Origin of the sequence: Prauserella marina, assembly GCF_002240355.1 — a bacterium.
GTDB classification, from domain to species: Bacteria; Actinomycetota; Actinomycetes; order Mycobacteriales; family Pseudonocardiaceae; genus Prauserella_A; species Prauserella_A marina.
In genome coordinates this window covers 2935816-2962397 of record NZ_CP016353.1, presented here as the reverse complement: position 1 = coordinate 2962397, position 26582 = coordinate 2935816, and the positions used below count along the sequence as shown (strand labels likewise).

Below are 26582 nucleotides of genomic sequence, written 5' to 3'. Positions count from 1 at the left end.
CTCGGTTCGTACCCTCACGAGGAACGTCGTCGCCCGGTCACGGTCAGCCCGCATCGCGGAAGTGCCTCCTCGCGACAAGGCTCAGCACGAGCCCCGCCACGAGCAGGAGCGCGCCGGCCGCCAGGGTGGAGACCATCGGAACGCCCGTCGAGGCGAGCGGGCCGCTCGCCTGCCCGTGATCGGGTCCTGGCCCTGGTGGCGGCACGGTTTCCTTGTCGGCGTTGACGATCGTGCAGGTGACGGCATCACCTCGGTCGAGGGTGACGGAATCCTGCTCGACGCCGACCGGAGCGCCGTCACGCTCACACGTCCAGCCCGACGTGGTGTACCCGCCGGGGCCGTCCCGCTCGGCCAGCGTGTAGGTTCCCGGCTCCACCGCCACTTCGGTCACCTCGGTGCTGCCGCTGACGCCGGACACCGGTGTCGGGCCGTCCGCGACGAGAGTCCAGTCCCGCGGGCCCGCCGTTCCGCCGTGCCGGTTGTCGACCTTCTTCTCCAGGGTGAGCTGCGCGCCGCCGCAGATCACGGTGTTGGTGACCCGGAAGCCGCTCATCGGGCTGTCCACAGTGGCCTGATGAGGAAGATCGGCGTCAGCGGGCTCACCGTCGGCCTCGCTGACGCGCGCCGAGACGATCCGGCATCCGGGGTCGGCGACCGACGTCGTCTCCGCGATGGTGACCGGATCGCCGACCGTGTAGCCCTCCCTCGGCTCGCCCCACGGCTGCGCCGTGGGATCCGCTCCGGCTGGGCCGGTCAAGGTCAGGTCCGCCTCGAAGCCCTCCGGTTGCTCCCCCTCGGCGAAGTGCTCGCCGTCGATCACCCATTCCTTGTCCACGGTGACCTCAGCGCGTTGTGCTGGTCTGTTGTAGACAGTGCAACTCACGACCGCGTTCACGTCGGCATCGAAGGTGAATCCGGTGCCACCGCTGTTGGTGACCGGGACGGGACTGTCATCCGCAAGATTGGTACAGACCGCGTTCTTGGCGCCCTGGGTCACCAACGTGTGTCCCGGCTGCTGGTTCTCGTCGATCGTCAGATCGAAGGAGTTCTGTCCGGCCTGGTAACCGAGCTCGAACGACACCGAACCGGTTCCGTCGTCCGTCGTGCTCTGGCTCGCGGGGAGCCCGCCCACTCCCGGGGTCGTCGACGAGGCATCGAATCGCCAGCCCGCCTCAGCGGGCCGGGAGCCGGTGACGTTCTCCCCCGTGTTGCCTTCGGGGACGATCTCCTTGACCACCGACACCGCGTGCTCGCACTGCGCCAGGACAAGCTCGTGAAGCACCTGTCCAGCGTTGTCGTAACTCTGGGTCTGGAAGTAGTCCGCCTCGGCCAAGTTGGTTCCGTCATAGCCGACCGGACCGGAGATCGCGGCCAGGTTGAGACTGCTCACACCCTCCACACCGGAGCCGACACCAACGGCGAGCACCCTGCTTCCCTTCGCCTTCACCGCGTTCGCGGAAAAGATCCCGTTCTCCACATCGATGAAGTGAGTGTTGGAGCCGTCACCGTGTGGCCGTTCTCCGTATCTCGTCGGGTTTCCATCGGTCAGTACCACGACGACCTCGTAGGTCTCCGCCGCCTGCGCGACCTGGTACAACCCTTGGTCCCAGTTCGTTCCCGCTCCGAGTTCCCAGTCCTGGTATGTGGACTTGACTTCGTCCGCACCGGCCTGTGTAGACACCGAGGTCAGCTCGGGATGATTCTGTGTCCCCACGCTCGGGGACGTCCCCGAGAAGGAGAACAACGACATTCGCGACGGGGTACCGACGAGTGAATCGGCGAAGGTGTCCGCCGAGGCCTTGAGCCGGGGAAGACTGCTTCCGACCGAGGCGGACAGGTCGAGCACAAGGGCGACGTCGAGCCCGCAGTTTCCAGGCAGCGGCGGGTTGTCTCGTGAGGTCTGCCAGATTCCGTCCGAAGCCGTCCGCGACGAGTAGTCGTGGCTGTACATGAACTCGCCTGCCGAGGAATAGGTCTGGCCGCCCTCCAGCGCCGGGGTCTGGAACTGGTAGGAAGTCGCCTCCGACTGCGATCCGCTGCCGCGCCCAGTGCGCAACTCGGGATTGACGTACCAGCCAGGCGGCGCGCTCACCTGCTTGACGTAGAACCTCGCACGGTTGTTGGCACCACCGGTCGCGGTGTCCGGTACCACGAAATTGCAGTCACCGTCGGCATCGGAGGTGCACAGTCCCCAGCCGGGATCGACGGGTGAGTCCGAGGTTTCCGTGGCGAACAGTCCCAACCGGACACCGGCGAGGCCGCCGACGGTGTCGCCGCCGGTCCGGTCCCCTCCCGTCTTCACCGTCACCACCGAGGTGGCTGGCGACGCGCCGGGGACCGCCGCGCTCGCCGGGACGTCGTGGACAACGAGTCCGGTCAACAAGGCCCCGAGCGCGGGTAACGCCGCCACGCGCCAGCGCCTCGGTGTTCGGGTAGCCCGGAAACCTCGCGCCATCGCAGCATCCTTTCGGCCTCGAATCCGGCGCTCGGCACGTTATCAGCGGTTTTCGCGGGTATGGGCGCGGTGAACACGTGCGAGTGTGTCCAGGGAAGCCGCCCACGGCAGGGCCGGGGAATCGCGCAGCAGACCGAGCCCCACCTTCCCGGTTCCCACCACGGCGGCCAATTCACCCTGACGCGCGACCATCGACGAGATCCGCGCTCAGGACGGCGAGATCCGCGTTCAGGGAACCGAGATGCGCGTTCGGGCGACCGTGATCCTCGGCGTCTCGCCGCGGCCGTCAACGGCGGTTGGCGGCCGCGGCGGGCGTCTGTCGTCGGGCGCAGACCTCGACACCCTCAGCGCGGATCTCGGCGCCGCCAACGCGGATCTCGGCGTCCCGAGTGCGGATCTCGACCTCCCGAGCGGGGGACACGCGGGCCGGGCACGCGAGTGGGAAACTCGCGGACCTGCCGGTTATGCGGTTCCGCCGGTCGCGGGCAGGACCCGGCCACGGACCTCGCCGAAAGAGATCCGGCCACCGTCGGCGCCCGGCGCGGTCGCGGTGATTGCCACCTCGTCACCGTCCAGCAGGAAGGTCCGCTGCTCGCCGTTGACCGTCACCGGTTCCTTACCACCCCAGGTCAGTTCGATGAACGCACCACGCTGCTCTTTGCCCGGCCCGGAAATGGTTCCGGACGCGTAAAGGTCACCGGTCCGGCTCGACGCGCCGTTGACCGTCATGTGCGCGAGCATCTGCGCGGGTGACCAGTACATGTCCCGGTAGGGCGGGCGGCTGACCTCCTGCCCGTTCCACGCGACGGAGAACTCGATGTCCAGACCCCACGGCTCACCTTCCGCGAGGTAGGGCAGCGGCGCGGGGTCCTGCGGCGGAGTCGGCATCCGCGCGGCCTGGAGCGCCTCAAGCGGGACCACCCAGGCCGAAATGGACGTGGCGAAGCTCTTGCCGAGGAACGGACCGAGTGGCACGTACTCCCACGCTTGAATGTCCCTTGCCGACCAGTCGTTGACGAGCACGGCACCGAAGACCCGCTCCGGGAAGTCCGCTGTGGACACCGGCTCGCCGAGCCGCGAACCGGTACCGACGACGAAGCCGAGTTCGGCCTCGATGTCCAGCCGCCGGCACTCACCGAAGCTGGGCTTGTCCTCGTCCGGCGCCTTCCGCTGCCCGCTGGGCCGCCGGATGCCGGTACCGGAAAGCACGACGGTTCCTGCCCTGCCGTGATAGCCGACGGGCAGGTGTTTCCAGTTCGGCATCAGTGGTTCCGCGCCCGGCCGGAAGAGCCTGCCGAGGTTGGTCGCGTGATGCTCGGATGCGTAGAAGTCGACGTAGTCGGCGACCTCGACCGGCAGATGCATCGTGACCGCGCCGACGTCGTGGACGGCCCCTTCGGGAAGCTCGCCGGTGACGAGATCGCTCACCTGCTGGCGCACCTCGGACCAGCGCGCTCTCCCCTGCGCCAGGAACGCGTTGAGGCTCGGCTTCGCGAACACGTCGTCGCCAAGGGTCGCGGCGAGATCGACGACCGAGTCACCGACTCTGACCCCGATCCTGGGAGCGGTTCCCTCAGTCGAGAACACGCCATACGGCAGGTTGGCGAGCCCGAAGAGCGAGCCATCCGGAATGTCTATCGTGGTCACTCAAGGTCTCCTTCTTCGCGCACCAGTGCCGGGGAAACGAGGCCGAGGTCCGCGAGTTCGCAGAGTGGTTCGGTGATACTGCACGTGCCGAAGGACACGAACGCCGCGCGTACGGCTTCCGCCTGCGCGCAACCGTGATTCCCGATCTCGGCCGCCACGGAATCGGCGTCGCGTTGGGCGAGCACGTCGGCGACCGCCGCGTCGTCGGCACCGTCGAGCGCGGCGCGCGTTGCCAGCAGGAGGTTGAGAAACCCGTGCTGCTCGAAACCGGTGCCGGGATCGGTGTTGCGGACCGCGTGGTGCAGCCCGGCGGTCGCCTTGAAGGCGACGCCCACACCGACGACGGCCGTGATCGCGGTCGCGAGTTCGGCCTCGCCGGGGTAGAGCTCTGCTTTGACGCCGCCGGTGCGGAACTTCGCCCTGTGCCCGGTGTCCGCGAGCGCGGCGATGACCTCGGGCCCGCGCGCGTCCCTCGGCACCTCGACGTAGACGGTCACCTCGTCCGCTTCCCGGCGAGCCTGTTCCAGTTCGGTGAAGAATTCCGCGACGCCGACGTCGGCGGGAACGGCGATCTCGACGGCCTGCACGTCGACGGTCATGGTGCGCGCCAGCGCGAGCGCCGCCCCAGCCTGAGCGGCGCCTGCCGGTGCGGTGATGGCGAGATCGAGCCGGTCGCCGGGAGCCAGCAACGTTGCCAGTTGCCCGAGTGACGGCGCGGCGACCACGAGCGGGCCGACGAAGGCGGCGTAGCGGGCCTTCCGGTGCGCGGCGTGCGCGGGAACGGCGTCCGGCAACGGCATGAGTCCCGGGGGAAACACGGCGGCGTCATCGCACAGGCGCTCGGCGAACCGCGGCACGACGGGTGGTGCCGTCATCGCGCGGGCCCTCTGCCCGCCCACGTCCACGCGTAGCCGGGATCCTCACAGGCCAGCGCGCCCTCACCGAGTTCGAGCGGCCGGAAGGTGTCCACCATGACCGCGAGCTCGTCGAAGAACTCCGCTCCGATACTGCGCTCGTAGGCACCCGGCTGCGGACCGTGCGCGTAGCCGCCGGGGTGAACCGAGATCGAGCCTTGCCCGATGCCGGAGCCCTTGCGGGCCTCGTAGTCACCACCGCAGTAGAACATGATCTCGTCGGAGTCCACATTGGAGTGATAGTAGGGAACCGGGATCGAGAGCGGGTGGTAGTCGACCTTGCGTGGCACGAAGTTGCACACGACGAAGTTGTTGCCCTCGAAGACCTGATGCGCGGGCGGCGGCTGGTGGACCCTTCCGGTGATCGGCTCGTAGTCGTGGATGCTGAACGTGTAAGGGTAAAGACATCCGTCCCAGCCGACGACGTCGAAGGGATGCGCCGGGTACACCATGCGGGTGCCCACGATCGCGCCACCCGCCCTGTGCTTGACGAGCACCTCGACGTCGGTCCCCTCGTGACCCACCGGCGAGGACGGCCCGTGCAGGTCGCGCTCGCAGTAGGGCGAGTGCTCCAGCAGTTGTCCGTAGCGGGACAGGTAACGCTTCGGCGGCGCGACATGACTGTTGGCCTCGATGGCGTAGGCGCGAAGCGGCCCTTCGCCGTGCGGGAGCCAGCGGTGGGTGGTCGACGTCGGGATGATCACGTAGTCGCCCGGCTTCGCCTCAAGCGCGCCGAACACCGTCTCGACCGTCGCCTGTCCCGACTCGACGTAGACGATCTCGTCTCCGACCGCGTTGCGGTAGAGCGGCGAGTCCTGTGTGGACACCACGTAGGAGATGCGCACGTCACCGTTGCCGAGGATCAGCCGCCTCCCCGTGACGACGTCGGTACTCGCCCACGTTTCCTTGGGGAACAGCTCGTGCAGCTTGAGATGCCGCGGCTTGAGCGGGTGGTTCGGCGTGGTCGTCTGATCGGGAAGCTCCCACACCTTCGCGTCGACGATGGCCGAGGGAAGCCCCCGGTGGTAGAGCAACGACGAGTCCGACGAGAACCCTTCCTCGCCCATCAGCTCCTCGTAGTACAGGCCACCTTCGTCGTTGCGATGCTGGGTGTGGCGCTTGGGGGGCACGGTGCCGACCTGGCGGTAGTACGCCATGACTGCCTCCTCGCTGTCGGTCGAGGGCACGAGTGAGCCCGACCTATATAGTTAATACATTTACTATGCCTGGTCAAGGGGGCCGCGACAGAAAGTCACGTTCCCGACCGGCTAGTTGCGCCCGCGCACGTCGAACTGATCACGGTTGGTCACCAGCTTGTCGAGCAGCATCACCAGAATGCGCTGCTCGGCCTCGGTCAGCACGCTGGCCCACTCGTATTCGCGGTCGTTCTGCGCCTTGAACAGCTCGACCATCTCCCGCTCCCCCCGCTCGGTCAGTGAGAGCAGCACGGAACGGCCGTCGTGCTCACCCTGCGTGCGCGCGAGCAGCCCGTCGGCGATCAGCGTTTTGCTCAGGTTCGACACGGCGGCTCTGCTCATCCCGGTCAGCTCCGCGGCTTTCCTCGGTTCGAGCGGTCCCGCCAGCCACACCACGAACAACAACCGGAAGCCGGACCACGACCGCCCCCTCGGCCGGTGCACGGATGCCTCCAGGTCGTAGGTCACGATGTTGGAGGTCCGGTTGAGCGTCAGCAACAGTTCGGTAGCCAACTGGTGCCGGAACCCGTATTCGGCGGAAAGCCTGCGGTTGGCGAGTTCGATGAAGGACCAGAAATCGAGTTCGTCCTCGGCACTCGCACTCATGCGCTCACCCTAACCTCACGAAGCGGCGGCACCGGATGCCAACACGCAAACTAGTTAATGTGAAAACTAGTCTAGCCGGATGTGTTCTTCCCCGCGATCCCAGGGATCTTGCCCGGGATTGCTAATCTCCTCGCGTGGAACGGCGCGAGAGCTCGGACCCGGAGCAAAGCGCGCAGGGCCGGGGATTCCGGATCGGCATGCGACTGTTCGGTTTCGGCCTGCCACTGCTGGCCGTCCCCGCCTTGGGCGAGGGCTTTTCCGACGATCAGCCGGTCTACGCCGTGTTCGGCATCCTCGTGTTGCTTCCCGTCTTCTTCGTCGGCGTCGCCAGCTTCCCGAGGGCCGAGGCGGCGTGGCCCCGTTACGCCTGGTATCCGGGAGCGTGCTGGACGGCGGCCGGCATCCTCGCGCTGCTGTTTCCACGCGAGCTGTACCTCGGCCATCTGGCGAGCGACAGCATCGGCGGCAAGGCGATCAGTCCGCAGACCGGCTACCTCGTCGGCGCGGGTGTGCTGCTGCTCGGCGTGTTCGTGCTCGGGGTGTACCGCCACTTCCTACTGCGACGAAGCTGAGCCCGTGGAGCGCTGCCACTCCGAGTGATAGTCACCGAGGATCGCGTGGAGATGGTGCCCGATCTTGAGATAGTCGAGATCGTCGAGGTTGGCCAGCGATACGCGAACCGACCATTCGGGGCCGTCGAAACCACCGCCGTTGAGCAGCACCACCGAACTCCGCTCCGCCAGCCGGAACAGCGCGTCCACCGGGTCGTAGGCCGCCAGCAGGTAGTCGCGGAATTCCTTGCCGTACACGCGTTCCGCCTCGGCCAGCAGGTCGAGTTCGATGTAGTAGCCCGCGCGGCCTGGGTCGTCGGCGATCTCCATCCGCGCGCCCTCGATCAACAGGTCGAGCCGCTGTCTGACGATCGCGCGCACCCGCCGTTTGTATGCCTTGCCCTCGTCGAGCAGCGCGAACAACGAGAACAGCACGAGCTGCGCCTGTTGCGGCAGCCCGAGCCCCGCGGTGTGGTTGAGCGCGACCTGTCGCGAATCGGCGACGAGCCGGTCGATGAAGCTGATTTTCTCCGGTTCCAGGCTGAGCGAGCCGTATCTCCTGGCCAGCCGGTCCTTCTCGGCCCTCGGCAACGCCGCGATCGCCTCGTCGATGACGTTGTCCTCGCGCAGGCCGATCACGCCCAGCCGCCAGCCCGTCGCGCCGAAGTGCTTGGAATAGGAGTAGACCAGTAGCGTGTTGCGGGGCAGGTCGGCCGCGAGGCTGCGGAACCCCTCGACGAACGTCCCGTAGACGTCGTCGGTGACGATGATCAGGTTCGGGTTGTCATCGGCGACGATGTCCTTGATACGGTCGGCGACCCGTTCCGAGAGGGCCAGTGAAGGCGGGTTGCTCGGGTTGACGAGGCACACCAGCTTGATCGAGGGGTCGGCCAGCTTGGCCACCTCCTCGTCCGGGTACCGCCACCCTCGCACGCCCTTGTCCACGAAACTGCTGGCCCGCACGAGAACGACATCGAAATCGTAGGTGTCCAGTTCGGGGATCTCGATATAGGGCGTGAACACCGGGACCATCAACGCGATCCGATCACCCTTGTGCAGCAGGCCGTTGGCCATCAGCGAATCGAAGATGTAGCACATGGCGGCCGTGCCGCCCTCCGTCGCGAACAGGTTCAGCGTGGCGCTATCCGATCCCGCTCCGTCGAAGATCTCCTCCTTGAGGTATTCCCTGACCACCTTCTCCGCGTGGGTCAGCATCCGGTCGGGAACGGGGTAGTTGTCGGCGATGACCGCGTCGGCCAGCTCGTGCACCCAGTCGTCGGCGGAGAAACCGAACCTGGAGACACCGAGTTCGATACACCTGCCGAGTTGCTCGATCCCAGGCAGACCGGGGTGGGTGCGAGCGAAGGTCGCCCACCGCCCGGCGATGCCGTCCCGCTGCGGCATTCCGCCGAGGTCGTCGGCCGTCCACACTCGACGGCTCTCGGACAGCGCGAAATGGCCGAGCGCGAGAAACGCCTCCCTCGGCCCCGTCGCCACCCAGTTCGGGTTGCCCCTTCCCGCGTTGAGCATGACCTTCGTACCGCGGCTCTTCTGTGGTGAATCGTCGCCGATGTGCTTCTCGGCGAGCGCGATGAACTCCCCCTTCAGTTCGAAGGGACTGAGCTGGGCGAGTCGGTGCATTTCCTCGCGGCTGACGGAGGAGCGGGTCATCGGCTGTTCCCTTCTGGGTGCGCTGTGGCTCAGCTTCCGAGAATCCCGACCAGCAGCGGCCCGGTGAGCGGCAGCAGGAAGTTCGAGATCGTGTAGGTGATGGTGTAACCGAGCAGCGGCACCGTGCTCTTCGCGACCGCCGTGATCGCCGTAATGCCCGGCGTGCTGCATTGCTGGCCCGCGATCGCGCCGATCAGCAGCGGTGGCTCGATCTTGAGCAGTTTGCGGCCGACCCAAATGGACAGCAGCGCGGGGATGAGCACCATGCCGATACCGGCCAGCGGCAGCAGCGCGCCGTACTGCTTGAGCAGGTCCCACGCGTGCGGACCCGCGGCGAGCCCGGTGACCGCGATGAACACGGCGAGCCCGAGGTCCTTCATGGTCTGCGCAGCGGCGGGCGGAAAGGCGCCGAAGGTCGGATGCAGCGAGCGGATCCAGCCGAACACCAGCCCGGAGATCAGACAGCCACCACCGGTGCCCAGCGACATCGGCACGTCGCCGATCCGTACCGTGATCGCACCAAGCAGCACACCGACGGAGAGACCGAGTCCGATGTAGACGTAGTCGGCGGTGTCGTTGCGGATCTTGGCGCCGAAGTCCTTGACGATCCTGTCCACTTTGGCCCTCGTACCGACAAGGGTGACCACGTCACCCCTGTGCAGTTCGGTCTCCCGTGCGACGGGCAGGTCGTTGTCACCTCGCTGGATTCCGGTGAGGTAGACCCCGCCCTCGGCGAGTTCGGGATTGTCCCTCCGGACGCTCGCCACGGTCGCCCGGTGCAGTTTTCTGCTCGTCAGCACCACGTCCCGTACCACGAGCGGGGTGTCGAGTCCGGGAACGCTCGACGTCTCGACCCCGATCTCCACTCCGGCCTCGACCGCGCTGGCCCGCTGCCCGACGACGAGCACGATGTCGCCTTCGCGCAGGGTCAGGTCGGGTGCTGGATGCAGGATGTCCTTTCCCCGCTTGACCGACTCGATCGAGGCGCCGCCGTTCAGGTCTCCCTCCACGCCGGAGATCGTTCTGCCCGCCGCCGCGTGCACGAGGTAGGTACGGCCGACGAGGGACGGCAGCGCCGGCTGCTCGTCGTCGGCGAGGCTCGTGTCGCCACCCTTGGTCTTGCTCCACAGTTCGCGGGAGGCCACCGCGAGGTTGATGCGCAGCAACAGCGGCGCGAGCTGGCTGGTGAACAGCACGATCGTGACGAGGCCGAACAGATAGCAGACGGTGTAGGCGGTCGCGACGTTGCCCTGCAAAGCCGAAACCTGGTCGGCTGGAAGCCCGAGCTTGCCGATGGCCTCGGTCGCGGTCCCTACGACGGCCGACTCGGTCGCCGCGCCTGCCAGAATGCCGCTCGCGGTACCGATGTCGAGGTCGAACGCGCCGGCGAGCGTCAGCGCGATACCCACGACACAGACCACTTCGATGACCGACAGCACCCCGAATCTGAGGCCGGACCTGTTGAGGTGCGCGAAGAACTGGGGTCCGCCCACGTAGCCGAGAGCGAAGATGAACAGTGCGAACGCGACGGTCTTCACGCCACTGTCCACAGTGACGTTCTGGGTTCCGATCAGCAGCGCGACGATCAGGACGCCGCAGATGCCACCGAGCTGGATCGGACCGACCCTGATCTTGCCGATCAGATAGCCCAGCGCCAGGCACAGGAAGAGAGCCAGTTCGGGTCTTTCCCTCAGGATGCTCATCGGCGTGACCGGTTGATCGCGCGAGCGGTGACGTCACGGGTCGAGAAGATCGCAGAGATCACCAACCGAACATAAGGAGCCGGTCACGAAACCGCATTCGTTGCCGTCACCCGTCCGTTCGCGGTTCACCCGTTCAGGAAGCCCGGCGCGCGAGTCCCCCGTCCCGGACGCCGAGATCCGCGCCCAGGCACGCGAGATCCGTATCCGCGCGTCCGAGATCCGAGCGCGAAGCCAGCACGGCAGCCGGTGCCAGACGACAGGTACCCGGCTCAGCGCCGCCTGCGTGGCGTCAGCCGCACCCCCGGCAGCTCCGGCGCGGGAATGCGCTCGTCGCCGTGGCCGGAGACGTGCCCGAATCGCGCGGGGTCGCGGCCTTCCCAGTCGGCTCTCGCGGCTGCGATGTCGTCGTGATCGCGGCCGACGAAGTTCCACCACATCACGAGGTCGTCGGGAAACGGCTCGCCGCCGAGCAGCATGAGCCTCGCCGGTTCGCTCGCCGTGAAGGTCAGCTCCGTCCGGCCGGTGCCGAGATACAGCAGCGGTCCTGGAGACAGCTCGGTGCCGTCGACCGTGACCGCGCCATCGACGACCAGCACGGCGTGCTCGAAGTCGGGGCGCAGCGGCAACGTCGTGGCGGCGCCGACCGACAGCGTGACGTCGGCGGCGAGCAGCGGGCTGTGGGTGGTGGCCCGCGAGGCGGCACCGGCGAGCTCCCCCATCAGCACGACGGCGACCGTGCCGGCCTCGACGTACCGGGGAAGGTCGGTGTGCTGCTCGAACGCGGGCTCGACCCGCGCGTGCGCTGCGGGCAGAGCGGCCCAGAGCTGAAGCCCGTGCAGCACCGGTGTCTCACCCACGGAGAACTCCGAGTGCGAGACACCCCTTCCCGCCGTCATGAGGTTGAGCTGGCCAGGCCGCACCAGGACGTCGCTGCCCACGCTGTCGCGATGCCTGATGTCACCGGACAGTGGCCAGGTGACCGTCTGGAGACCGATGTGCGGGTGCGGCAACACCCGCATCCGCGCGGACTCCGGGCCGAACCGGTCGAGGAAGCACCACGCGCCCACGGTCGGAAGAGCACGCTGGGGAAGCACCCTGTCGACCTGGAGGCCCCTGACCCCGCCGAGCGGGACCCTGCGGGCGGGCAGCACCTCGGCCACCGCCTCGGCCTCCGCCGCCGAGGAGCACGGGGTGAGCGCGGGGCGGTTCTCAAGGTTACTCATCGTCACGCCGGGCGCCGCCGTCGCGGTTCACGACGTGCTCGGCGTATTCGGGGTGCTTGCCAAGGTAGGCCGCGATGAACGGGCATACCGCGACGATGAGCTGCCCGCGCCGCACGACGTCGTCGAGCGCGCCCTTCGCCAGCGCGCTGCCGAGCCCCTTGCCCCCGAATTCGTCGCCGATCTCGGTGTGCACGAAGATGGTGCGCCCGCCGCGCTGCCGGAAGGCGGCGAACCCGGCGAGCTCATCACCCCACCAGATCTCGTAGCGTGCCTTGTCGTCGTCGCGGACGACCTTCGATGTCGCCGGATCAGTGCTGTCAGCCATGTTCTGCCCTCCTGCACCGCAGCGTAGTCGGCCTCCTCGGCCTCGGCACAAGGTCGTGTCTGACAATCCTCTGCTGGCAAAGGGATTGTCAGACACGGCCCAGCGCTCAGAGCGGGCCGAGCAGGCGCTGCTGTTCGGCGGCGGGCAGGAAGGACGCGCGGATGGACGTCTCGCCGAACGCCCGCATCGTGGCGATGTCGTACCCGAACGTCCGCGCGACGTGCTGGTAGACGTCGGCGAGGTAGCCGCCGAAGTAGGCGGGATCGTCGGAGTTGAGCGTCACCGTCAGCCCCGCGGCCAGCAGTCGAGGCAACGCGTGTTCCTCGATGCGGGCGACCCCACCCAGCATGACGTTCGACAGCGGGCACACCGTCAGCGGGATCTGCTCGGCCGCGAGCCGGAGGACGAGCTCGGGATCGTCGAGGCAGCGGACGCCATGGTCGATCCGGCGGGCGTGCAGCGAAACGAGCGCCTGCCGGACGTAATCCGAGGGCCCCTCCTCCCCCGCGTGCGCCACCGCAGGCAGGCCCGCCGCCCTCGCGCGGGCGAACACGTCGGCGAACGGTTCGGGAGGGTGCCCCGCCTCAGCCGAGTCGAGTCCCACCGCCGCGAACCGGTCGGCGTAGGGCAGCAACTCGTCGAGCGTGTCCATCGCGGCGCCGGGTCCCAGATCCCTGAGAAAGCACGGGATGAGATAGGCACTGGGGCCTTCGCTCGCCGCGATGGCGGCACCGAAGCCTTCCAGCATGGCTTCGAGCGGGACACCCCTGCGAAGATGCGCCTGCGGATCGAAGAAGATCTCGGCGTGCCTGATCCCGTCCTGCCGTGCCTTGTCGAGATAAGCCGTGGTGAGATCGCGGAAATCCTCGGCGGTGCGCAGGACGTCCATCAGTCCGTAATAGAGATCCAAAAAGGACTGAAGACTGGTGAAGGCATACCTGGCACGCAATTCCGTGCTGTCGGCGTAGGGCAGAGTCAGGCCGTTGCGCCTCGCCAGCAGGAACGCCAGCTCCGGTTCGAGTGTCCCCTCGATGTGCACATGGAGTTCGGCCTTGGGAATGTCGACGATCTCGGCGCGGTCCATGGGCTCCCTCTGTGCTCGCTGCGGGCCTGCGGCTCAACGCAGCGTAGGCGAGTCCGCACTCGACGGCGCAACCGGCACCCTTCACACCAGCGGCTGTCCCTTGCGCAACCGGCGGCGCAGATCCCACAGGAGCGCGTTGTACGGGAACTCCCTCACCGGCTTCGGCACCCGCGTCACCACCGCGGAGATCGCCCGCATCAGCCGGTCGAAGCGACGTTGCTGTCGCGGTGTCCATTCCAGACGCATCTCGTCACGGAACCGGGGCGGCAGAAAGCCCGTCGTGACAAAACGGTTGAACGGTCCGAGCAGCGCGCTCGCCGGTTTCGGGAGGAAACCATAGACCGCGATGCGGTGGAGGTATTCGCGCACCGTGTCGTCGATGGCGACCTCGTCGAGCGCGGTGTTCCAGTACCGCTCGAACGCGGCGCGATCCGGTGGCCACATGCTCTCGCGTACCTGCAACGTCGTGCCGAGCGGCGACGCGGAGCGGTAGAACTGCTCGATCTCCTCCGCGCTCAGCGGACCCGCGAGGATCCGGAACGTGTCCTCGAACCCCCTGTAGAGACAGGCTGCCACCCACAACTGCAACCCGGGGTCCATCGCGTTGTAGCTCACCGGACTGGATTCGGTCGACCGCACCTGTACGTGCTGCTTGGTGACCGCGCGACGGTAGGCGGCCCGCTCGTCTTCGGTCCCGAGCATCGCCACCGCGAGGTAGGTCAGCGTGGTGCGGCTGCGTTTGACCGGACGCCGGAAGATGTTGCCGTCCTCGACCTTGCTCTCGACCACGCCGTAACCGACGGCCGGCCTGGCGAGCTGCATGATGATGTTCGCACTACCCGCGAGCAATCCCGCGCCGATCATCGCGTCCTCGCGCGTGACCTCCGGCTTGCCCGTTGTCTCGGTACTCATGCGGCCCCTTCGGAAGTAATCTGCACACACCCGTTCGCAAATATGAGACCGGTTGCCGGGTGGTGATGTCAAGATGGACCCATGGACGACGCACAGCCGCGCACCTACGGGGGTGTCACCGGCGACGTCAGAATCGCCGGGCGGAGAGCGCGGTTCATCGAAGCCGGTCTCGACCTGCTCGGCACGTCCGGCGGCTGGCAACGGCTCAGCGTCAGGGGCGCCTGCCGAGAGGCCGGGCTCGCCGCGCGGTATTTCTACGAGAGCTTCGCCGACACCGAGGCGCTGGCCGTCGCGGTGTACGACCACGTCGTCGACGACATCGCGGCCACGACGCTCGCCGCCATCGAATCGGCGAGTGACGACGTGACCGCCACAGTCCGTGCCGGGCTCGGGACGCTCGTGCGCGCCGTCGCCAAGGACCCACGGCGCGGCCACCTGCTGTTCTCACCCGCGCTGGCGCATACCGTTCTCGCGGCAAGGCGAACGGCCTCGACCCGGTTGTTCGTCCGGCTACTCGGGTTGCGGGCGCGGGAATTCTACGGCGTCGGCGACAGCGGCCGCCTCGACATCACGGCCGAGGTCCTCGTCGGCGGTCTCGCACAGGCGCTGACGTCGTGGCTCGACGGCACGCTCGCGGTGAGCGAGGACGAACTCGTCGACCACTGCTGCCGCCTCTTCCTCGCCGTGGCCGGACCGGAACTCCGGTAGGCCGGTCCGGTGTGGACGGTGGGTCGACCGGGCCCTGAACGCGGATCTCGCCGCCCTGGGCGGGGGACTCGCGCTTCAGCGACGGCGCCACCATCGCCGCCGTGACCGGCCGTGGCCGGTTCCGTTCTCGGCCGGCTGCCCGGTTCGCCCGGGCTCCGTGCTGTCCCTTTCGGCACGCCAGTCACGCACCACGTCGTCGGCGTCGACGGGAACCACGGTCACCGGGCCCGTTCCGGTGCGCTGCCACTCGGCGATGGCGCGATTCAGCCTTCCGACGACCGCTCGCACCTCGGCTTCCGTCCGCAGGCCACCGACCGTTTCGCGCAGCACCTCGGCTTCCTTGCGCAGCCGGAGCGGCACCGGCAGCAGTGCCTCACCGGAAAGCCCTTCCCGCTCAAGGTAGTCATGCAGCCACCAGTTCTCCCTCACCGGGCGATCGAGACCGCTCAGCGGTTTTCCCGATCCGGGCAGATTGTCGAACTCGCCACGCTCCTGCGCTTCCCTGATCTGCTTCTCGACCCACGACTCGAAGTCGACGCCGGGTGGCTTGCGTTCCGTCATGGCCGAACCTCCTGCCGGTTATGATACACACGTATCATAAAAACAGACGACGGGAGAGCCGATGCCGCGCACGGTCGATCACGCCGAACGCCGGTCCATGATCATCTCGGCACTGCTCAGGATCGCCGGGCGAAACGGACTGCATACGGTCACCCTGCGCGGAGTCGCCGCGGAGGCCGGTGTCTCCCTGCGGCTCGTGCAGTACTACTTCCACACCAAGGAGCGACTTCTCGCCGGCACGCTCGATCAGCTCGAACGAGACAGCAGAAGCCGCTGGGACGCGCGGCTCGCCGCCGTACCCGAGCCCCGCACCACGCGCGCCACCATCGAGACGCTGCTCGCCGAAGCACTGCCGGCCGACGAGCCGAGCCGCACCTTCCACATGGTCTGGACCTCCTACGCGGTGCTGGCGATGACGGACCGCACCCTCGCCGCCCAGCCGTTCGTCGCGGGTCCCAACCTGCTCCGTGAGCAACTCACCGCTCTGTTCGACACGGCCCGCGCGGCCGGAGAACTGCCCGAGCAGGGCGACAGCGCGAAGGAGGCATCCCGGCTGCTCGCGCTGACCCACGGCCTCGGCACGAGCGTGCTCGTCGGACAGCACTCCGCCGCCGAGGCGGCCGACGTGCTGCGCTATCACCTCGACGGGCTGTTCGGTCACGATACTCACCCCTGAGAAAACCCCGTGACCTTCGACTCTGGCGAGAAACCCGCCCGGATCCGACATTCGATGCATGACTCACACACTCCGCGCGGGAGCCGGCTACGTCGACACCGTGTGCTGCGCGGCCGAACACGTCCTGACCAGGGCCAGCCCGCGGCTACACGGTGAATACCGGCACCTCGTGGAGAACGCGATGCGCGAGGTGCGCGCGGCGCTGGGCAGGCACGACTTCGAACTGGCCTGGCAGCGCACCGAGGTACTGGAAGGAACACTGGCCGACGTCGGTTTCCTGCCTTTGACAAGTGGGTGAGCACTCACCCACACTGGAGTGGTAAGTGTTCACTCACTCCGTCAGGGGCACTCATGAGACTCGTCATCCTCGGTGCGACAGGAGGCATCGGGAAACACCTCGTCAGCACGGCACTGGCCAGAGGTCACGCGGTCACCGCGGCGGTGCGCAGCCCGGCCAAGATCACCCTGCGAGACCCCGGGCTGACCGTCCTGCACGCGAATCCACTCGAAGCGGCTTCGCTCAAGGAGGCCGTCCGCGACGCCGACGCGGTCGTTTCCGGTATGGGCGCCCCCGGCAGGCGTGATCCACTGAAAGCCGCCTCCACCTCGGCGCGCGCCGCCGCCGAAGCCATGGCGACCTCGGCGACCCGCAGACTCATCGTGGTGAGCGCGGGCCCGCTCAACCGCACGGGAGACGGCCTGTCCTGGGTCTCGCGCCGGATGTTCTCCCCCTTGCTGTGGGCGATCCTGCGCGAGGTGTACACCGACCTGGAACGGATGGAGAACTTCCTCGCCGCCAGCGACCTCGACTGGACCGTCGTCCGGCCACCGCGCCTCACCGACGCCGACGGCAAGGGCAGGTACCGGCACCTCATCGAGGGCGGCCCCGCGGGATCGAGCATCGCTAGAGCCGACGTCGCGCAGGCGATGCTGGACTTTCTCGACCTGCCGGAGACGATCGGGCACGCCGTCGGGGTCAGCGACTAGGCGCCGGAGGCTTCGGGGTACTCGCGAACTGGACGAATGCCCGCGCGACCCTGCTCGGCATCGAGTCCTGGTGCCAGGCCGCGACGACACCGATCGGTGCCGGCGGTTCAGCGAGCGCCTTGACGACGACGGCGAGTCCCTCGTAGGTCACGTCCAGCCTCGGCCGCGGCACGAGCAACGACCAGCCGAGCCCCCGGCCGACGAAGGCCCGCGCCGTCTCGTAGCTCTGAGTCCGGTAGGCGACCTTCGGGACGAAACCCGCCCGCGCGCACACTTCCAGCGCGTGCTCCGCGCTGGGCGGCGCGTCGAGCAGCACCATCGGGTCGGCGGCGAGGTCGGCGAGCCGCACCGGCCCGTTCACCCTGGCCAGCCGGTGATCCGGTGCCAGCGACACGGTGGGTACTCGGGTGGTGAGCATGACCGTCCGCCACTCGGGGGAAAGATCGAGATCGTAGACGATCACCACGTCCAGCTCGCCGTCGTCGAGCCGCCTCCGCAGCCGGTTTTGGGTGTCCTCGCGCAACGCGACCTTCGCGCGTGGATACCGCTGGGTGAAGTCGTGCAGCAGCGAGGGAAGCAGGGTCGGTCCCAGCGCCGGGTGACAGCCGACGACGAGCGGCCCCGCGACGCCCCCACCTTCGCCCTCCGCGACGCCCTGTAGCTCACCCGCCTGATACAGCAAGGCTTTCGCCCTGGTCAGCACCACTTCCCCAGTGGAGGTCAGCGCGACTCCCCTGGCGCGCTTGCGCACGGTGAGCTGAACCTTGAGTGCCCTCTCCAGATCGGTGACGGCGGCGGCGAGCGCGGACTGGGACAGGTGCATGCGCTCGGCCGCCGCGCTGATCGTGCCCGTCTCGGCGACGGCGACGAACGCGGCGAGCTGTCGCATCGTGTACGTCGGCACGTTGTCTGCCCTGGACATGAACAGAAACGGTAGCCGTGCCCGGCAGTCCCGGCCTGCCGAATTCCGCGAGTCCCCCGCCCAGGGCACGGCGCGGCCGAGCCGGGTCGCCCTGAGCCCCGGGCCCTCGAACTCGGTGTGCTCAGCGGGATCCGGCGAGCCGGGCGAGCAGATCGCGGCTGGCACGGGTCACGGCGGGGTCGACGCCGAGTTCACCGAGCATGTCGGTGGCCGCGCTCATCTCGGCCGCCCTGCGCACCGCGTGCTGCCTGGTGCCGCTCACTAGCCGGTCCACAGTGGACTCGTCAGCGGCATCGAGCTCCGTGACGATGTTGTCGCGCAACCACTCTTCGCATCCGGCGGCCTTGCCGGCCTCAAGCGCCTCCACCACGGCGGCGGCGAGCCCCTTGAAGAACACGCTGCGCAACAGTTTCCTGCTCGCCGCGAGTCCCGGCGCTCCTTCGAGCACGTCGACGGACGCACCGAGTGACCCGAGCAGCGCGGCGACCTCGGCGGCCCCGCCCCCGCTGGCCAGCATCGGCACGCGCAGTCCCTTTCCTGGCACCGGCGCCATGATCGCGACATCGACACAGCGGGCGCCGTGTTCGGCGGCCATCCGGTCGAGTTGTTCCTTCGTTCCGGGCGAGGCGGTGTTGAGATCGGCCCACAGCGCGCCGTCGGCAAGCGCCGCGATGCCCGCGCCGAGGGCGGCCGTCGCGGCGGAGGCGCTGTTGACGCTGAGGACCAGCACGGCACCGGTCACGGCTTCGGCTTCGCTTCCTGTCTCCACGACTCCGGGAGGCCCCGCGACGGCGGGGTCGTAGCCTCGCACGGTCGCGCCCGCGGCGACCAGATCCGTGGCCATCGCGCCGCCGGCCTCGCCAAGCCCCAGTACCGCGATGACAGGTGCCTCGTTGCTCATTCGTCGTTCCTCTCGGTCGCGCCGCTACACTACCTCACAAAATTGGCGACAATATCTGTAACGGATTGGGGAGGATGCGACGTGACCGAGGGTGAGTCCGCACAGGATGGCACCGGCGGGCGGGCGGCGCCCATAGAGCAGGCGACCGCACCGTCCCCGGTGGTGGCGATCCGCGCGGCCATCGTGCGAGGTGAGTTCGTCCCCAATCAGCGGCTCGTCGAGGCAGATCTGTCCGCCCAGTTCGGCGCCAGCAGGGCAGGTGTGCGAGCCGCGCTGCTCGAATTGGCCAACGAAGGGCTCGTCGAGCGCATGCAGAACCGCGGCGCGAGGGTGCGGGCCGTCTCGCTGGCCGAGGCTGTGGAAATCTGCGAGGTGCGGATGGTGCTGGAGGGCCTGTGCGCGGCGAAAGCGGCCGAGCGAGTCACCTCGGCCGAGATCGGCGAGCTGACCTCGATCGGAACCGCCATGCGCTCGGCCGTGGCGAGCGGCGACGTACTCGGCTATTCGGAACTCAACCAGCGATTGCACCGCCGCGTGCGCGAGATCGCCGACCAGGAAACCGCGACCGCCGTACTGGAACGACTGAGGGCACAAAGCGTCCGTCACCAGTTCAAGCTGGCCATGCACCCCGGCAGGCCGGCCGTTTCGCTCCCTGAACACCTCGCCATCATCGAGGCGGTCTGCGCGCACGACGCCGATGCGGCCGAGCGGGCCGCGCGAGCGCATCTTCGCAGCGTCATCGGCGCGCTGCGGGAGGCGGACGACGCCGGAACCGGGGTCCGCCACCTGCCCTGAACAGGTTCGCCGACCGCAGGGGGGTTGACGCTCACGACGAAATTGTTAACAATCTGGGCTCAGATAATGGCCGCAAAGGAGCGACATGACTGAGAATCCCCAGCATCCTCAGCCTTCATCTCACGGCAAGGAGCTGGTACGGGGCGCCTACGATGTCCACGTCCACATCGCGCCGGACGTGATGCGCCGCCGCATCGACGACCTGACGCTCGCCGAGCGGTTCGCCGAGGCGGGACTGGCGGGCTTCGTACTGAAATCCCACTACACCTCGACGGCCGAACGCGCCGAGGTGGTTCGCAACGCGGGAAGAGGCGCCGAGGCGATCGGCGCGATCACCCTCAACGCCTCCGTCGGCGGCCTCAACCCGATCGCCGTCGAGATCGCGGGAAGGGGCGGGGCGAGGTTCGCCTGGTTGCCCACAGTGGACAGTTCGAACCAGCGACTGTGCCAGGCGAGCGAGCCCGAGGGCGCGACCCCGCCGATGTGGGCGAAAATCCAGGAGGAACTCCGCGAGGCAGGGATGGCGGCCGACCCCGTCGAAGTACTCGACGAGCGCGGCTCCGTGCGCGAGCTGACCAGGCAGATTCTCCGCCTGCTCGCCAAGCACGACATGACGCTGGCGACCGGGCACCTGCACTCCGACGAGATCGCGAAGGTCGTCGTCGCCGCGCGCGAGGAAGGCGTTCGCCGCGTCGTGGTCACCCATCCGGAATTCACCTCCCAGCGGGTCGGCATCGAGCGGCAGCGTGAACTGGCGAGACACGGCGCGCTGCTCGAACGCTGCTTCACCACCCCCTACACCGGAAAAGTCGAATGGGACCTGTGGCTGAGCAACATCCGCGAGGCCGGACCCGAGAACTCGGTTGTCTCCAGTGACCTCGGGCAACCGTTCAACCCGCCCGTCGAAGACGGGCTCGCGCTCGCCGCCGACCGGCTGCTCGCCGGTGGCTTCACCGACGACGAGGTCCGCACCATGATCGTGCACAACAGCAGGTGGCTCGTCGGCGCCGAAGCACTGGCCGACGCACCGAAGAGGGAGACGGCATGAGCACGCGCAAGTTGCTGGTCGTCGGCGCGCACAGTGCCGACTTCGTGTGGCGCGCGGCGGGTGCCGTCGCCACGCACACCGCGGCGGGAGGCGAAGCACTCGTCGTCGCGTTGTCCTACGGCGAGCGCGGCGAATCGGGCGAACTGTGGAAGCGGGAAGGCCAGACCGAGGACAACGTCAAACGGATCCGGCACGAGGAAGCGACGAAGGCCGCGGCGGCCGTCGGCGCGGAATTCCAGGGATTCGATCTCGGCGACTATCCGCTGCGGGTCGACGACGCCGCGATCGAACGGCTCGCCGAACTCATGCGGGACTTCGCTCCCGACGTCGTGCTGACGCATCCGGACAAGGACCCGTTCAACCCCGATCACCCCGTGGCACACGCCGCCGTCGCCCGCGCGCGGCTGCTCACCTCCGGCGCCGGTGTCGCGAGTGGATTCCGCACCGCGCCGCCTTCCGAATTCCTCGTTTTCGAGCCTCATCAGCCGGAGCTGTGCGGGTTCCTGCCCACCGTGTACGTCGACATCACCTCTGTCTTCGACCGGAAGGTGGAGGCGATGTCGCACATGGCGGCTCAGCGTTATCTCCAAGAGTACTACGCGCAGCGCGCCGACCACAGGGGCAACCACGCCCGCAAGGTCACCGGAAACGCGGAGATCCGCCAGGCCGAGGCATTCCAGCGCCTGCTGCCCAACGTCGTGGGTGCGCTGTGAACCCGGCGGTCGCCGAACTGGCCGGGGCCGGAGTCGCCACCGTCTACGAGGCGTACGGAAGGCGCGGGCTGCTCGACGTCGAGTGGCAACCGTTGCTTCCCGGGACGAGGATCGCGGGTCCGGCGAGAATCGCGTTGTGCGGGCAGGACGACAACAGGGCCGTTCACGAGATCATGGCGCGCTTGCTTCCCGGTGAAGTGCTCGTACTGACGATGCCGGAGCCCCGCCCCGTCGCGCTGGTCGGGGACCTGCTCGCGACCCAGGCGAAAAAGCGGGGGGCGGCGGGGATACTCGTCGACGCCGCCGTGCGCGACAGCGCCGACCTCGCGGAAATGGGACTGCCGGTGTGGACACGCTGGCGAAGGGCATTCGGCGCGACCAAGAACACGAGGGGAAGCGTCGACGTTCCGGTCGAGATCGGCGGCACCACGATCGCGCCAGGCGACATCGTCGTACTGGACGACGACGGCGCGACCTCGGTCGCCTCCGCCGACGCCGACACCGCCGTTGCCGCCGTCCGGCAGCGGCTGTCCAAAGAAGACGTACTGAGAAAACGCTGGGAGAACGGCGAACTGAGCTACGACGCGTACGGGATGCGCGCCGAGGACGAGCGGGCACGATGATGAGTACCCTTCTGCAGACAAAGGACCTTGGCATGCGATTCGCCAAGGACGACATGGCCACCGTGGCGTTGCGCGACTTCAGCCTCTCCATCGAGGAAGGCAGCTTCGTGACGCTGCTCGGCAGGAGTGGTTGTGGCAAATCCACTTTGCTCAACCTGCTCGCCGGTCTGACCACGCCGAGCGAAGGCGAGGTTCGTTACCGGGACCGCAAGCTGACCGGACCGGACACCGAGATCGGGTACCTGACCCAGTCCGACACGCTGATGCCGTGGCGGGGTGTGCTGCGCAATGTGGAGATGCCGTTGGAGATCCGCGGCGTCGCGTCGGCGAAACGGCGCGAGATCGCCGCCGAGCTGGTGAACAGGGTCGGGCTCAGCGGCTTCGAGAACCATTACCCTCGCGAGCTTTCCGGCGGTATGCGCAGGAGAGCGAGCCTCGCCCGCATGCTGGCAGGCAATCCCGGAACACTGTTGATGGACGAGCCGTTCGGCGCGCTCGATGCCCAGCTTCGCATGGAACTACAGCAGGAACTGCTGCGGCTGTGGCAGGACGGCGGGCAGACCGTGGTGTTCGTGACCCACGACATCGAAGAGGCGCTGCTGCTCGGCGATCGTGTCGTGGTACTCGGCAAGATCGGCGCGATCCTGCTCGACCGCACTATCGACCTGCCGAGGCCACGCTCGGCCGACACGCTGCGAGTCGACCCCGAATTCGTCTCACTGCACACGGAACTGGCACAAGCGCTACAGGAGGGGGCCCGATGAGCAGCACCGACGAACTGGCCTCCGTCACGCACGACAACGGACCGGTCAGAGTCGCCATCTCCCGTACCTGGTGGCAAAAACACGGAACGTCCACAACGGTCTGGTCGACGCGGGTCGCACTGATCGCGCTCGTGCTGGTGCTGTGGGAGGTCGCCGCCGACAGGTGGATCGACATCACGTTCATCAGCAAGCCCAGCGACATCGGCAGCCGGCTCGGCGAATGGATCGCCGACGGAACACTGTGGCTGCACTCCTGGATCACCATCCAGGAGATCGTGTACGGCTTCCTGCTCGGCGCGGTGACGGGCGCGCTCGCCGGATTCGTGCTGGCTTCGATGACACTGGTCTACCGCGTGCTCGACCCGTTCGTGATGGCGCTCTACTCGATCCCGAAGGTCGCGCTGGCGCCACTTTTCATCGTGTGGTTCGGCATCGACATGCACATGAAGGTGCTGCTCGCCGCCGCGACCGTGTTCTTCCTGGTGTTCCTCAACACCGCGGCCGGAGTGCGCGATGTGGACAGAGGACTCGTCGACGCGGTGCGGCTGATGGGCGGCAACCGCTGGCACATCGCACGCAAGGTGGTGCTGCCCTCCTCGATGACGGGGCTGCTCACCGGGCTCAAGGTCGCCATTCCCTACGCGCTCATCGGTGCGGTGATCGGTGAACTGGTGGCCTCCAACCGGGGCCTCGGCTACCTGATCAACGACGCGGCCGCGCAGTTCGACACGGCGGGCGTCTTCGCGACACTGGTCGTACTGAGCATCGTCGCCGCGCTGCTGAACCTGCTCGTCGGCTTGCTCAGCAAGCGCGTCAACCGATGGAAGCCGATCGATGGCTGAGCGCATCGCCCGCAGGAGCGTCCTCAAAGGACTCGTCGCGGCACCCTTGCTCGGCACGGCACTCGCCGGATGCGCGACACGGCATTCGACGACCCCAGCCGGAACACTCAACATCGGACAGATCAGCGACTCGGTGGCGTTCCTCCCGTTGTACATCGCCGAAACCAAGGGCTTCTTCACCGAAGAAGGACTCACCCTCGGCGAACGGCCTCGGCTGGGTACCGGCGCGAAGGTCGCCGCCGCACTGAAGTCGGGCAGCATCGACCTCGGCGCGGGCGTCATCACCGACGCGTTCAACCTCGCGAGGATCGACGACGGAACGAAGATCGTGTCGAGCCTGGTCACCGAGTACTACGTCGACGTGATCGTCGCGGCGGACTTCGAGGGCCCCGGCGACGACGCCACGATGGAGGACAAGGTCGCCGCGCTCGTCGGAAAGCGGATCGGCATCACCGGTCCCGGCTCCGGCACGGAAGGACTGGTGAACTACCTCTTCAACGCGATCGGCCGCAACGCGGCCATCGACTCGACGCTGGTGAACCTCGGCAGCGCGGCGACGGCGGCGATCGGTGCGCTCAAGTCGGACCGGGTCGACGCGCTGGCCTTCTTTCAGCCCATCGGACAACAGGCAGAGGCCACCGGGACCGGCCGGATCTACCTGTCCCCCGCCAGGGGCGACATTCCGAGCATGCGGGGCGCGCTGCACGGCGTCATGTTCAGCACGTCGAAACTGCTGGAACGCAAGCGGGACGAGGTGGCGGGGTTCAACAGGGCCATCGCCAGGGCGCTCGACGTCATCCACGGCGACCCGGCGCACGCGAGGGAGTTGCTCGGCAAGTACCTCGACAAGTCGAACCCCGAGGCGCTCGACGCGCTGCTGCCCATCCTGCGCGCCGAGATACCCGCCAGCCCCGAGGTCGGGCGGCAAGCGTATGAGACGGCGACGAAATTCCATCTCGACAGCGGGCTGATCGACAAAGCTCCCGGCTACGGCTCGGTCATCCTGGCCTGACCGGCCCGGTCCTCCGGCTCCGCCACCGGAGGACCGGGCTCGTCGGCGAGACTGGACCGGTGCCGGTCCTTGGTCGCCAGCACGCACACGACGGTCAGCAGGCAGCACGCCGCGATCACGGCCGAGATCGCCGGGGTTCCCGCTCCGGCCATGCTCGCGAACACCACGGGACCGACCCCCGCTCCCACTCCGGCGATCTGGTAGCCCAATGACGCTCCGGTATAGCGTGTCCTCGTTCCGAACATCTCGGTGTAGAGGGCGGCCAGCGGGCCGTACATCGCCGGGTGCGCCACCGACTGGCCGAGGACCACCGCGACGGTGAGCAGCACCGCGGAACCGGTGTCGATCAACGGGAACAGCACGAAGGCGACGGCCGCGGTGGCGATCGCGCCGCCGAGCACGACGGGTTTCCTGCCGACCCGGTCGGACAACGCGGAATAGCCGATGATGCCGAGCACGGCGCCCGCCGATGACACGGTGAGCGCGTTGAGCACCGTCTGTCTTTCGAAACCGGCTTCCACGGCGTAGGCGATCACGAACGTGGTCAGCGTTCCCTGTGCGACGAACGCGCCGAAGCCGACTCCCACGGCCAGCAGGAGGTTTCTCGGGTACTTCCGCAGCACCTCCAGCAGTGGCGCCGACCCGCGGGAGGGTTTCGATGCGGCGAACACCGGAGTCTCCTCGACCTTCAGCCGAACGAAAAGGCCGATCGCGAGCAACACGACGCTGAGCAGGAACGGCACCCGCCAGCCCCAGGCGAGGAACTGTTCCTCGGTGGTCACGGCGGCCGCCAGTGTCAGTACCAATGTGGACACCACCATGCCGCTCGGCGCGCCGGCGTTGGTGAAGCTCGCCCACAGCCCTCGCCGGGTCGTGGCGTGCTCGGCCGACATCAGCACGGCGCCGCCCCATTCGCCGCCCACCGCGATCCCCTGCGTGACCCGCAGCAACACCAGCAGGATCGGGGCGAGCGCGCCGATCTGCGCATAGGTGGGCAACAATCCGATGATCGTGCTCGCCACGCCCATCATGGTCATCGTGATGACGAGCATCCGCTTCCGGCCGAGCAGATCGCCGAAGTGTCCGAAGATCACGCCCCCGAGCGGTCGCGCGAGGTAACCGGTGGTGAAGGTGCCGAGGCTTGCGATCGTGCCGACCGCCGGATCGAGGCCCGAGAAGAAGACCTTGTTGAACACCAGCGCCGACGCGGTCGCATAGAGCAGAAAATCGTAGTACTCGATGACGCTGCCGAGATAGCTCGACAACACGGCACGCCGGAGCTGGGTCTTCGAGTGGCTGGGTGGGGAGCTCGCGGAATTCGTCGACATCGCGGTGTCCTGCCTCTTCGCTGGCCGCTTCGCTGGGGTCGGGAAGGTGGCACACTCGACCCTGAAAGTTAAACAGTCTCGTTACGGCAGTCAAGATGTTGCCCACTATTCTTGGGCGGCCCACCGCTGCGCCTGGGGGGCGAGCGTCGGCGAGATCCGCGCTCAGGACGGCGAGATCCGCGTCCGGCAGGGCGAGATCCGCATTCGAGCGCGGGTACCCGCGCGCACGGACGCGACGGCTCCGTTCGTGCGCACGCCCCCTGCCAGATCCCGCGGCCGTCCACGCCCCGAGCGGGCAGCGGGCAGCGGGCAATAGAAGTGCGCACCTGTTGCCGCAGGCGTTCGCGTCGCGACTCGCGAGTGTCCGAAGTGGAAACACGCCGGATACGACCTGGCACCGTGCGTCACCCGGGCA

27 protein-coding genes are annotated in these 26582 nt (G+C 67.9%); 12 read left to right on the top strand and 15 right to left on the bottom strand.

Annotation, left to right across the window (positions count from 1 at the left end; all coding sequences use genetic code 11):
* Positions 1-43: 43 nt before the first annotated feature.
* The 5 genes from BAY61_RS13815 to BAY61_RS13795 form a co-directional block, all read right to left on the bottom strand.
* Positions 44-2410, bottom strand: coding sequence for a VWA domain-containing protein (locus tag BAY61_RS13815; protein WP_211323431.1), 2367 nt, complete (start codon positions 2408-2410; stop codon positions 44-46).
* A gap of 507 nt (positions 2411-2917) precedes the next feature.
* A complete protein-coding gene (fahA, locus tag BAY61_RS13810) occupies positions 2918-4102 on the bottom strand; it encodes a fumarylacetoacetase (RefSeq protein WP_091797945.1) in 1185 nt (394 codons plus the stop codon).
* Entirely contained in the window at positions 4099-4977 is an 879-nt protein-coding gene (locus BAY61_RS13805; RefSeq protein ID WP_091798912.1) for a hypothetical protein, read from the bottom strand. The genes fahA and BAY61_RS13805 overlap by 4 nt, the downstream gene beginning before the upstream one ends.
* Positions 4974-6173, bottom strand: a complete 1200-nt coding sequence (locus BAY61_RS13800) for a homogentisate 1,2-dioxygenase (RefSeq protein ID WP_091797942.1) — start codon at positions 6171-6173, stop codon at positions 4974-4976. Before BAY61_RS13800 ends, BAY61_RS13805 begins: the two co-directional genes overlap by 4 nt.
* Before the next feature lie 111 nt (positions 6174-6284).
* On the bottom strand, positions 6285-6818 hold the full coding sequence (locus BAY61_RS13795) for a MarR family winged helix-turn-helix transcriptional regulator (protein ID WP_091797939.1): 534 nt from the start codon (positions 6816-6818) through the stop codon (positions 6285-6287).
* A gap of 134 nt (positions 6819-6952) precedes the next feature.
* Between BAY61_RS13795 and BAY61_RS13790 the strand changes: the two genes are divergently transcribed.
* Positions 6953-7390: a hypothetical protein gene (locus BAY61_RS13790; protein ID WP_091797936.1), complete on the top strand. Its 438-nt coding sequence runs from the start codon at positions 6953-6955 to the stop codon at positions 7388-7390.
* Here the strand turns inward: BAY61_RS13790 and BAY61_RS13785 are convergent.
* From BAY61_RS13785 to BAY61_RS13760, 6 genes are all read right to left on the bottom strand, one after another.
* Entirely contained in the window at positions 7373-9040 is a 1668-nt protein-coding gene (locus BAY61_RS13785) for a bifunctional aspartate transaminase/aspartate 4-decarboxylase (protein ID WP_091797933.1), read from the bottom strand. The genes BAY61_RS13790 and BAY61_RS13785 overlap by 18 nt on opposite strands.
* 29 nt (positions 9041-9069) lie before the next feature.
* Positions 9070-10743, bottom strand: coding sequence for an aspartate-alanine antiporter (gene aspT, locus BAY61_RS13780; RefSeq protein ID WP_091797931.1), 1674 nt, complete (start codon positions 10741-10743; stop codon positions 9070-9072).
* A gap of 269 nt (positions 10744-11012) precedes the next feature.
* Positions 11013-11966, bottom strand: a complete 954-nt coding sequence (locus tag BAY61_RS13775; RefSeq protein WP_091798909.1) for a pirin family protein — start codon at positions 11964-11966, stop codon at positions 11013-11015.
* Positions 11959-12291, bottom strand: a complete 333-nt coding sequence (locus tag BAY61_RS13770) for a GNAT family N-acetyltransferase (RefSeq protein ID WP_091797928.1) — start codon at positions 12289-12291, stop codon at positions 11959-11961. The genes BAY61_RS13775 and BAY61_RS13770 overlap by 8 nt, the downstream gene beginning before the upstream one ends.
* Before the next feature lie 106 nt (positions 12292-12397).
* Entirely contained in the window at positions 12398-13375 is a 978-nt protein-coding gene (locus tag BAY61_RS13765; protein WP_091797925.1) for an adenosine deaminase, read from the bottom strand.
* Positions 13376-13456: 81 nt separating this feature from the next.
* On the bottom strand, positions 13457-14287 hold the full coding sequence (locus BAY61_RS13760; protein WP_091797922.1) for an oxygenase MpaB family protein: 831 nt from the start codon (positions 14285-14287) through the stop codon (positions 13457-13459).
* 81 nt (positions 14288-14368) lie between these two features.
* Here BAY61_RS13760 and BAY61_RS13755 point away from each other — a divergent pair, with 81 nt between their 5' ends.
* Positions 14369-14995 carry a TetR/AcrR family transcriptional regulator gene (locus BAY61_RS13755; RefSeq protein WP_091797919.1) on the top strand — a complete coding sequence of 209 codons (627 nt, stop codon included), beginning with the start codon at positions 14369-14371 and terminating at the stop codon, positions 14993-14995.
* Between the two features lie 75 nt (positions 14996-15070).
* Here the strand turns inward: BAY61_RS13755 and BAY61_RS13750 are convergent, their stop codons facing one another.
* The gene (locus BAY61_RS13750) at positions 15071-15556 is read right to left on the bottom strand and encodes a DnaJ family domain-containing protein (RefSeq protein WP_091797916.1); all 486 of its coding nucleotides are present in this window, start codon (positions 15554-15556) and stop codon (positions 15071-15073) included.
* Between the two features lie 61 nt (positions 15557-15617).
* Between BAY61_RS13750 and BAY61_RS13745 the strand changes: the two genes are divergently transcribed.
* From BAY61_RS13745 to BAY61_RS13735, 3 genes are read left to right on the top strand one after another with little or no spacing between them, the layout of a single operon-like run.
* Entirely contained in the window at positions 15618-16232 is a 615-nt protein-coding gene (locus BAY61_RS13745; protein ID WP_091797914.1) for a TetR/AcrR family transcriptional regulator, read from the top strand.
* 58 nt (positions 16233-16290) lie between these two features.
* Positions 16291-16530, top strand: a complete 240-nt coding sequence (locus tag BAY61_RS13740) for a hypothetical protein (RefSeq protein WP_091797911.1) — start codon at positions 16291-16293, stop codon at positions 16528-16530.
* 53 nt (positions 16531-16583) lie between these two features.
* The gene (locus BAY61_RS13735; protein WP_091797908.1) at positions 16584-17219 is read left to right on the top strand and encodes an NAD(P)-dependent oxidoreductase; all 636 of its coding nucleotides are present in this window, start codon (positions 16584-16586) and stop codon (positions 17217-17219) included.
* On the opposite strand, the gene BAY61_RS13730 is transcribed toward BAY61_RS13735, so the two are convergent.
* Entirely contained in the window at positions 17209-18141 is a 933-nt protein-coding gene (locus tag BAY61_RS13730; RefSeq protein ID WP_091798906.1) for a LysR family transcriptional regulator, read from the bottom strand. The two genes, BAY61_RS13735 and BAY61_RS13730, sit on opposite strands and share 11 nt — an antisense overlap.
* A gap of 121 nt (positions 18142-18262) precedes the next feature.
* Positions 18263-19042 (bottom strand): NAD(P)-dependent oxidoreductase, encoded by a 780-nt coding sequence (locus BAY61_RS13725; RefSeq protein ID WP_091797905.1) that lies wholly within the window; start codon positions 19040-19042, stop codon positions 18263-18265.
* A gap of 159 nt (positions 19043-19201) precedes the next feature.
* Here BAY61_RS13725 and BAY61_RS13720 point away from each other — a divergent pair, with 159 nt between their 5' ends.
* From BAY61_RS13720 to BAY61_RS13690, 7 genes are all read left to right on the top strand, one after another.
* On the top strand, positions 19202-19837 hold the full coding sequence (locus BAY61_RS13720; RefSeq protein WP_176879552.1) for a GntR family transcriptional regulator: 636 nt from the start codon (positions 19202-19204) through the stop codon (positions 19835-19837).
* 85 nt (positions 19838-19922) lie between these two features.
* Positions 19923-20885 (top strand): DUF6282 family protein, encoded by a 963-nt coding sequence (locus tag BAY61_RS13715; RefSeq protein WP_091797902.1) that lies wholly within the window; start codon positions 19923-19925, stop codon positions 20883-20885.
* Positions 20882-21598 (top strand): PIG-L deacetylase family protein, encoded by a 717-nt coding sequence (locus BAY61_RS13710; protein ID WP_091797899.1) that lies wholly within the window; start codon positions 20882-20884, stop codon positions 21596-21598. The genes BAY61_RS13715 and BAY61_RS13710 overlap by 4 nt, the downstream gene beginning before the upstream one ends.
* A complete protein-coding gene (locus BAY61_RS13705) occupies positions 21595-22221 on the top strand; it encodes a 4-carboxy-4-hydroxy-2-oxoadipate aldolase/oxaloacetate decarboxylase (RefSeq protein WP_091797896.1) in 627 nt (208 codons plus the stop codon). Before BAY61_RS13710 ends, BAY61_RS13705 begins: the two co-directional genes overlap by 4 nt.
* 32 nt (positions 22222-22253) lie before the next feature.
* A complete protein-coding gene (locus BAY61_RS13700) occupies positions 22254-22985 on the top strand; it encodes an ABC transporter ATP-binding protein (RefSeq protein ID WP_245866071.1) in 732 nt (243 codons plus the stop codon).
* Positions 22982-23827 carry an ABC transporter permease gene (locus BAY61_RS13695; protein WP_091797890.1) on the top strand — a complete coding sequence of 282 codons (846 nt, stop codon included), beginning with the start codon at positions 22982-22984 and terminating at the stop codon, positions 23825-23827. The genes BAY61_RS13700 and BAY61_RS13695 overlap by 4 nt, the downstream gene beginning before the upstream one ends.
* On the top strand, positions 23820-24839 hold the full coding sequence (locus tag BAY61_RS13690; RefSeq protein ID WP_091797887.1) for an ABC transporter substrate-binding protein: 1020 nt from the start codon (positions 23820-23822) through the stop codon (positions 24837-24839). Before BAY61_RS13695 ends, BAY61_RS13690 begins: the two co-directional genes overlap by 8 nt.
* Here the strand turns inward: BAY61_RS13690 and BAY61_RS13685 are convergent.
* On the bottom strand, positions 24815-26167 hold the full coding sequence (locus tag BAY61_RS13685; RefSeq protein ID WP_091797884.1) for an MFS transporter: 1353 nt from the start codon (positions 26165-26167) through the stop codon (positions 24815-24817). The genes BAY61_RS13690 and BAY61_RS13685 overlap by 25 nt on opposite strands.
* Between the last annotated feature and the right edge of the window lie 415 nt (positions 26168-26582).

Excerpts from the sequence above, each read along its gene's own strand:
- BAY61_RS13800 (WP_091797942.1), bottom strand. The coding sequence starts at position 6,173 with ATGGCGTACTACCGCCAGGTCGGCACCGTGCCCCCCAAGCGCCACACC.
- BAY61_RS13685 (WP_091797884.1), bottom strand. The coding sequence starts at position 26,167 with ATGTCGACGAATTCCGCGAGCTCCCCACCCAGCCACTCGAAGACCCAG.
- BAY61_RS13695 (WP_091797890.1), top strand. The coding sequence starts at position 22,982 with ATGAGCAGCACCGACGAACTGGCCTCCGTCACGCACGACAACGGACCG.
- BAY61_RS13710 (WP_091797899.1), top strand. The coding sequence starts at position 20,882 with ATGAGCACGCGCAAGTTGCTGGTCGTCGGCGCGCACAGTGCCGACTTC.
- BAY61_RS13740 (WP_091797911.1), top strand. The coding sequence starts at position 16,291 with ATGACTCACACACTCCGCGCGGGAGCCGGCTACGTCGACACCGTGTGC.
- BAY61_RS13805 (WP_091798912.1), bottom strand. The coding sequence starts at position 4,977 with ATGACGGCACCACCCGTCGTGCCGCGGTTCGCCGAGCGCCTGTGCGAT.
- BAY61_RS13735 (WP_091797908.1), top strand. The coding sequence starts at position 16,584 with ATGAGACTCGTCATCCTCGGTGCGACAGGAGGCATCGGGAAACACCTC.
- BAY61_RS13730 (WP_091798906.1), bottom strand. The coding sequence starts at position 18,141 with ATGTCCAGGGCAGACAACGTGCCGACGTACACGATGCGACAGCTCGCC.
- BAY61_RS13700 (WP_245866071.1), top strand. The coding sequence starts at position 22,254 with ATGCGATTCGCCAAGGACGACATGGCCACCGTGGCGTTGCGCGACTTC.
- BAY61_RS13745 (WP_091797914.1), top strand. The coding sequence starts at position 15,618 with ATGCCGCGCACGGTCGATCACGCCGAACGCCGGTCCATGATCATCTCG.
- BAY61_RS13775 (WP_091798909.1), bottom strand. The coding sequence starts at position 11,966 with ATGAGTAACCTTGAGAACCGCCCCGCGCTCACCCCGTGCTCCTCGGCG.
- BAY61_RS13795 (WP_091797939.1), bottom strand. The coding sequence starts at position 6,818 with ATGAGTGCGAGTGCCGAGGACGAACTCGATTTCTGGTCCTTCATCGAA.
- BAY61_RS13690 (WP_091797887.1), top strand. The coding sequence starts at position 23,820 with ATGGCTGAGCGCATCGCCCGCAGGAGCGTCCTCAAAGGACTCGTCGCG.
- BAY61_RS13785 (WP_091797933.1), bottom strand. The coding sequence starts at position 9,040 with ATGACCCGCTCCTCCGTCAGCCGCGAGGAAATGCACCGACTCGCCCAG.
- BAY61_RS13715 (WP_091797902.1), top strand. The coding sequence starts at position 19,923 with ATGACTGAGAATCCCCAGCATCCTCAGCCTTCATCTCACGGCAAGGAG.
- aspT (WP_091797931.1), bottom strand. The coding sequence starts at position 10,743 with ATGAGCATCCTGAGGGAAAGACCCGAACTGGCTCTCTTCCTGTGCCTG.
- BAY61_RS13755 (WP_091797919.1), top strand. The coding sequence starts at position 14,369 with ATGGACGACGCACAGCCGCGCACCTACGGGGGTGTCACCGGCGACGTC.
- BAY61_RS13750 (WP_091797916.1), bottom strand. The coding sequence starts at position 15,556 with ATGACGGAACGCAAGCCACCCGGCGTCGACTTCGAGTCGTGGGTCGAG.
- BAY61_RS13725 (WP_091797905.1), bottom strand. The coding sequence starts at position 19,042 with ATGAGCAACGAGGCACCTGTCATCGCGGTACTGGGGCTTGGCGAGGCC.
- BAY61_RS13760 (WP_091797922.1), bottom strand. The coding sequence starts at position 14,287 with ATGAGTACCGAGACAACGGGCAAGCCGGAGGTCACGCGCGAGGACGCG.
- BAY61_RS13765 (WP_091797925.1), bottom strand. The coding sequence starts at position 13,375 with ATGGACCGCGCCGAGATCGTCGACATTCCCAAGGCCGAACTCCATGTG.
- BAY61_RS13770 (WP_091797928.1), bottom strand. The coding sequence starts at position 12,291 with ATGGCTGACAGCACTGATCCGGCGACATCGAAGGTCGTCCGCGACGAC.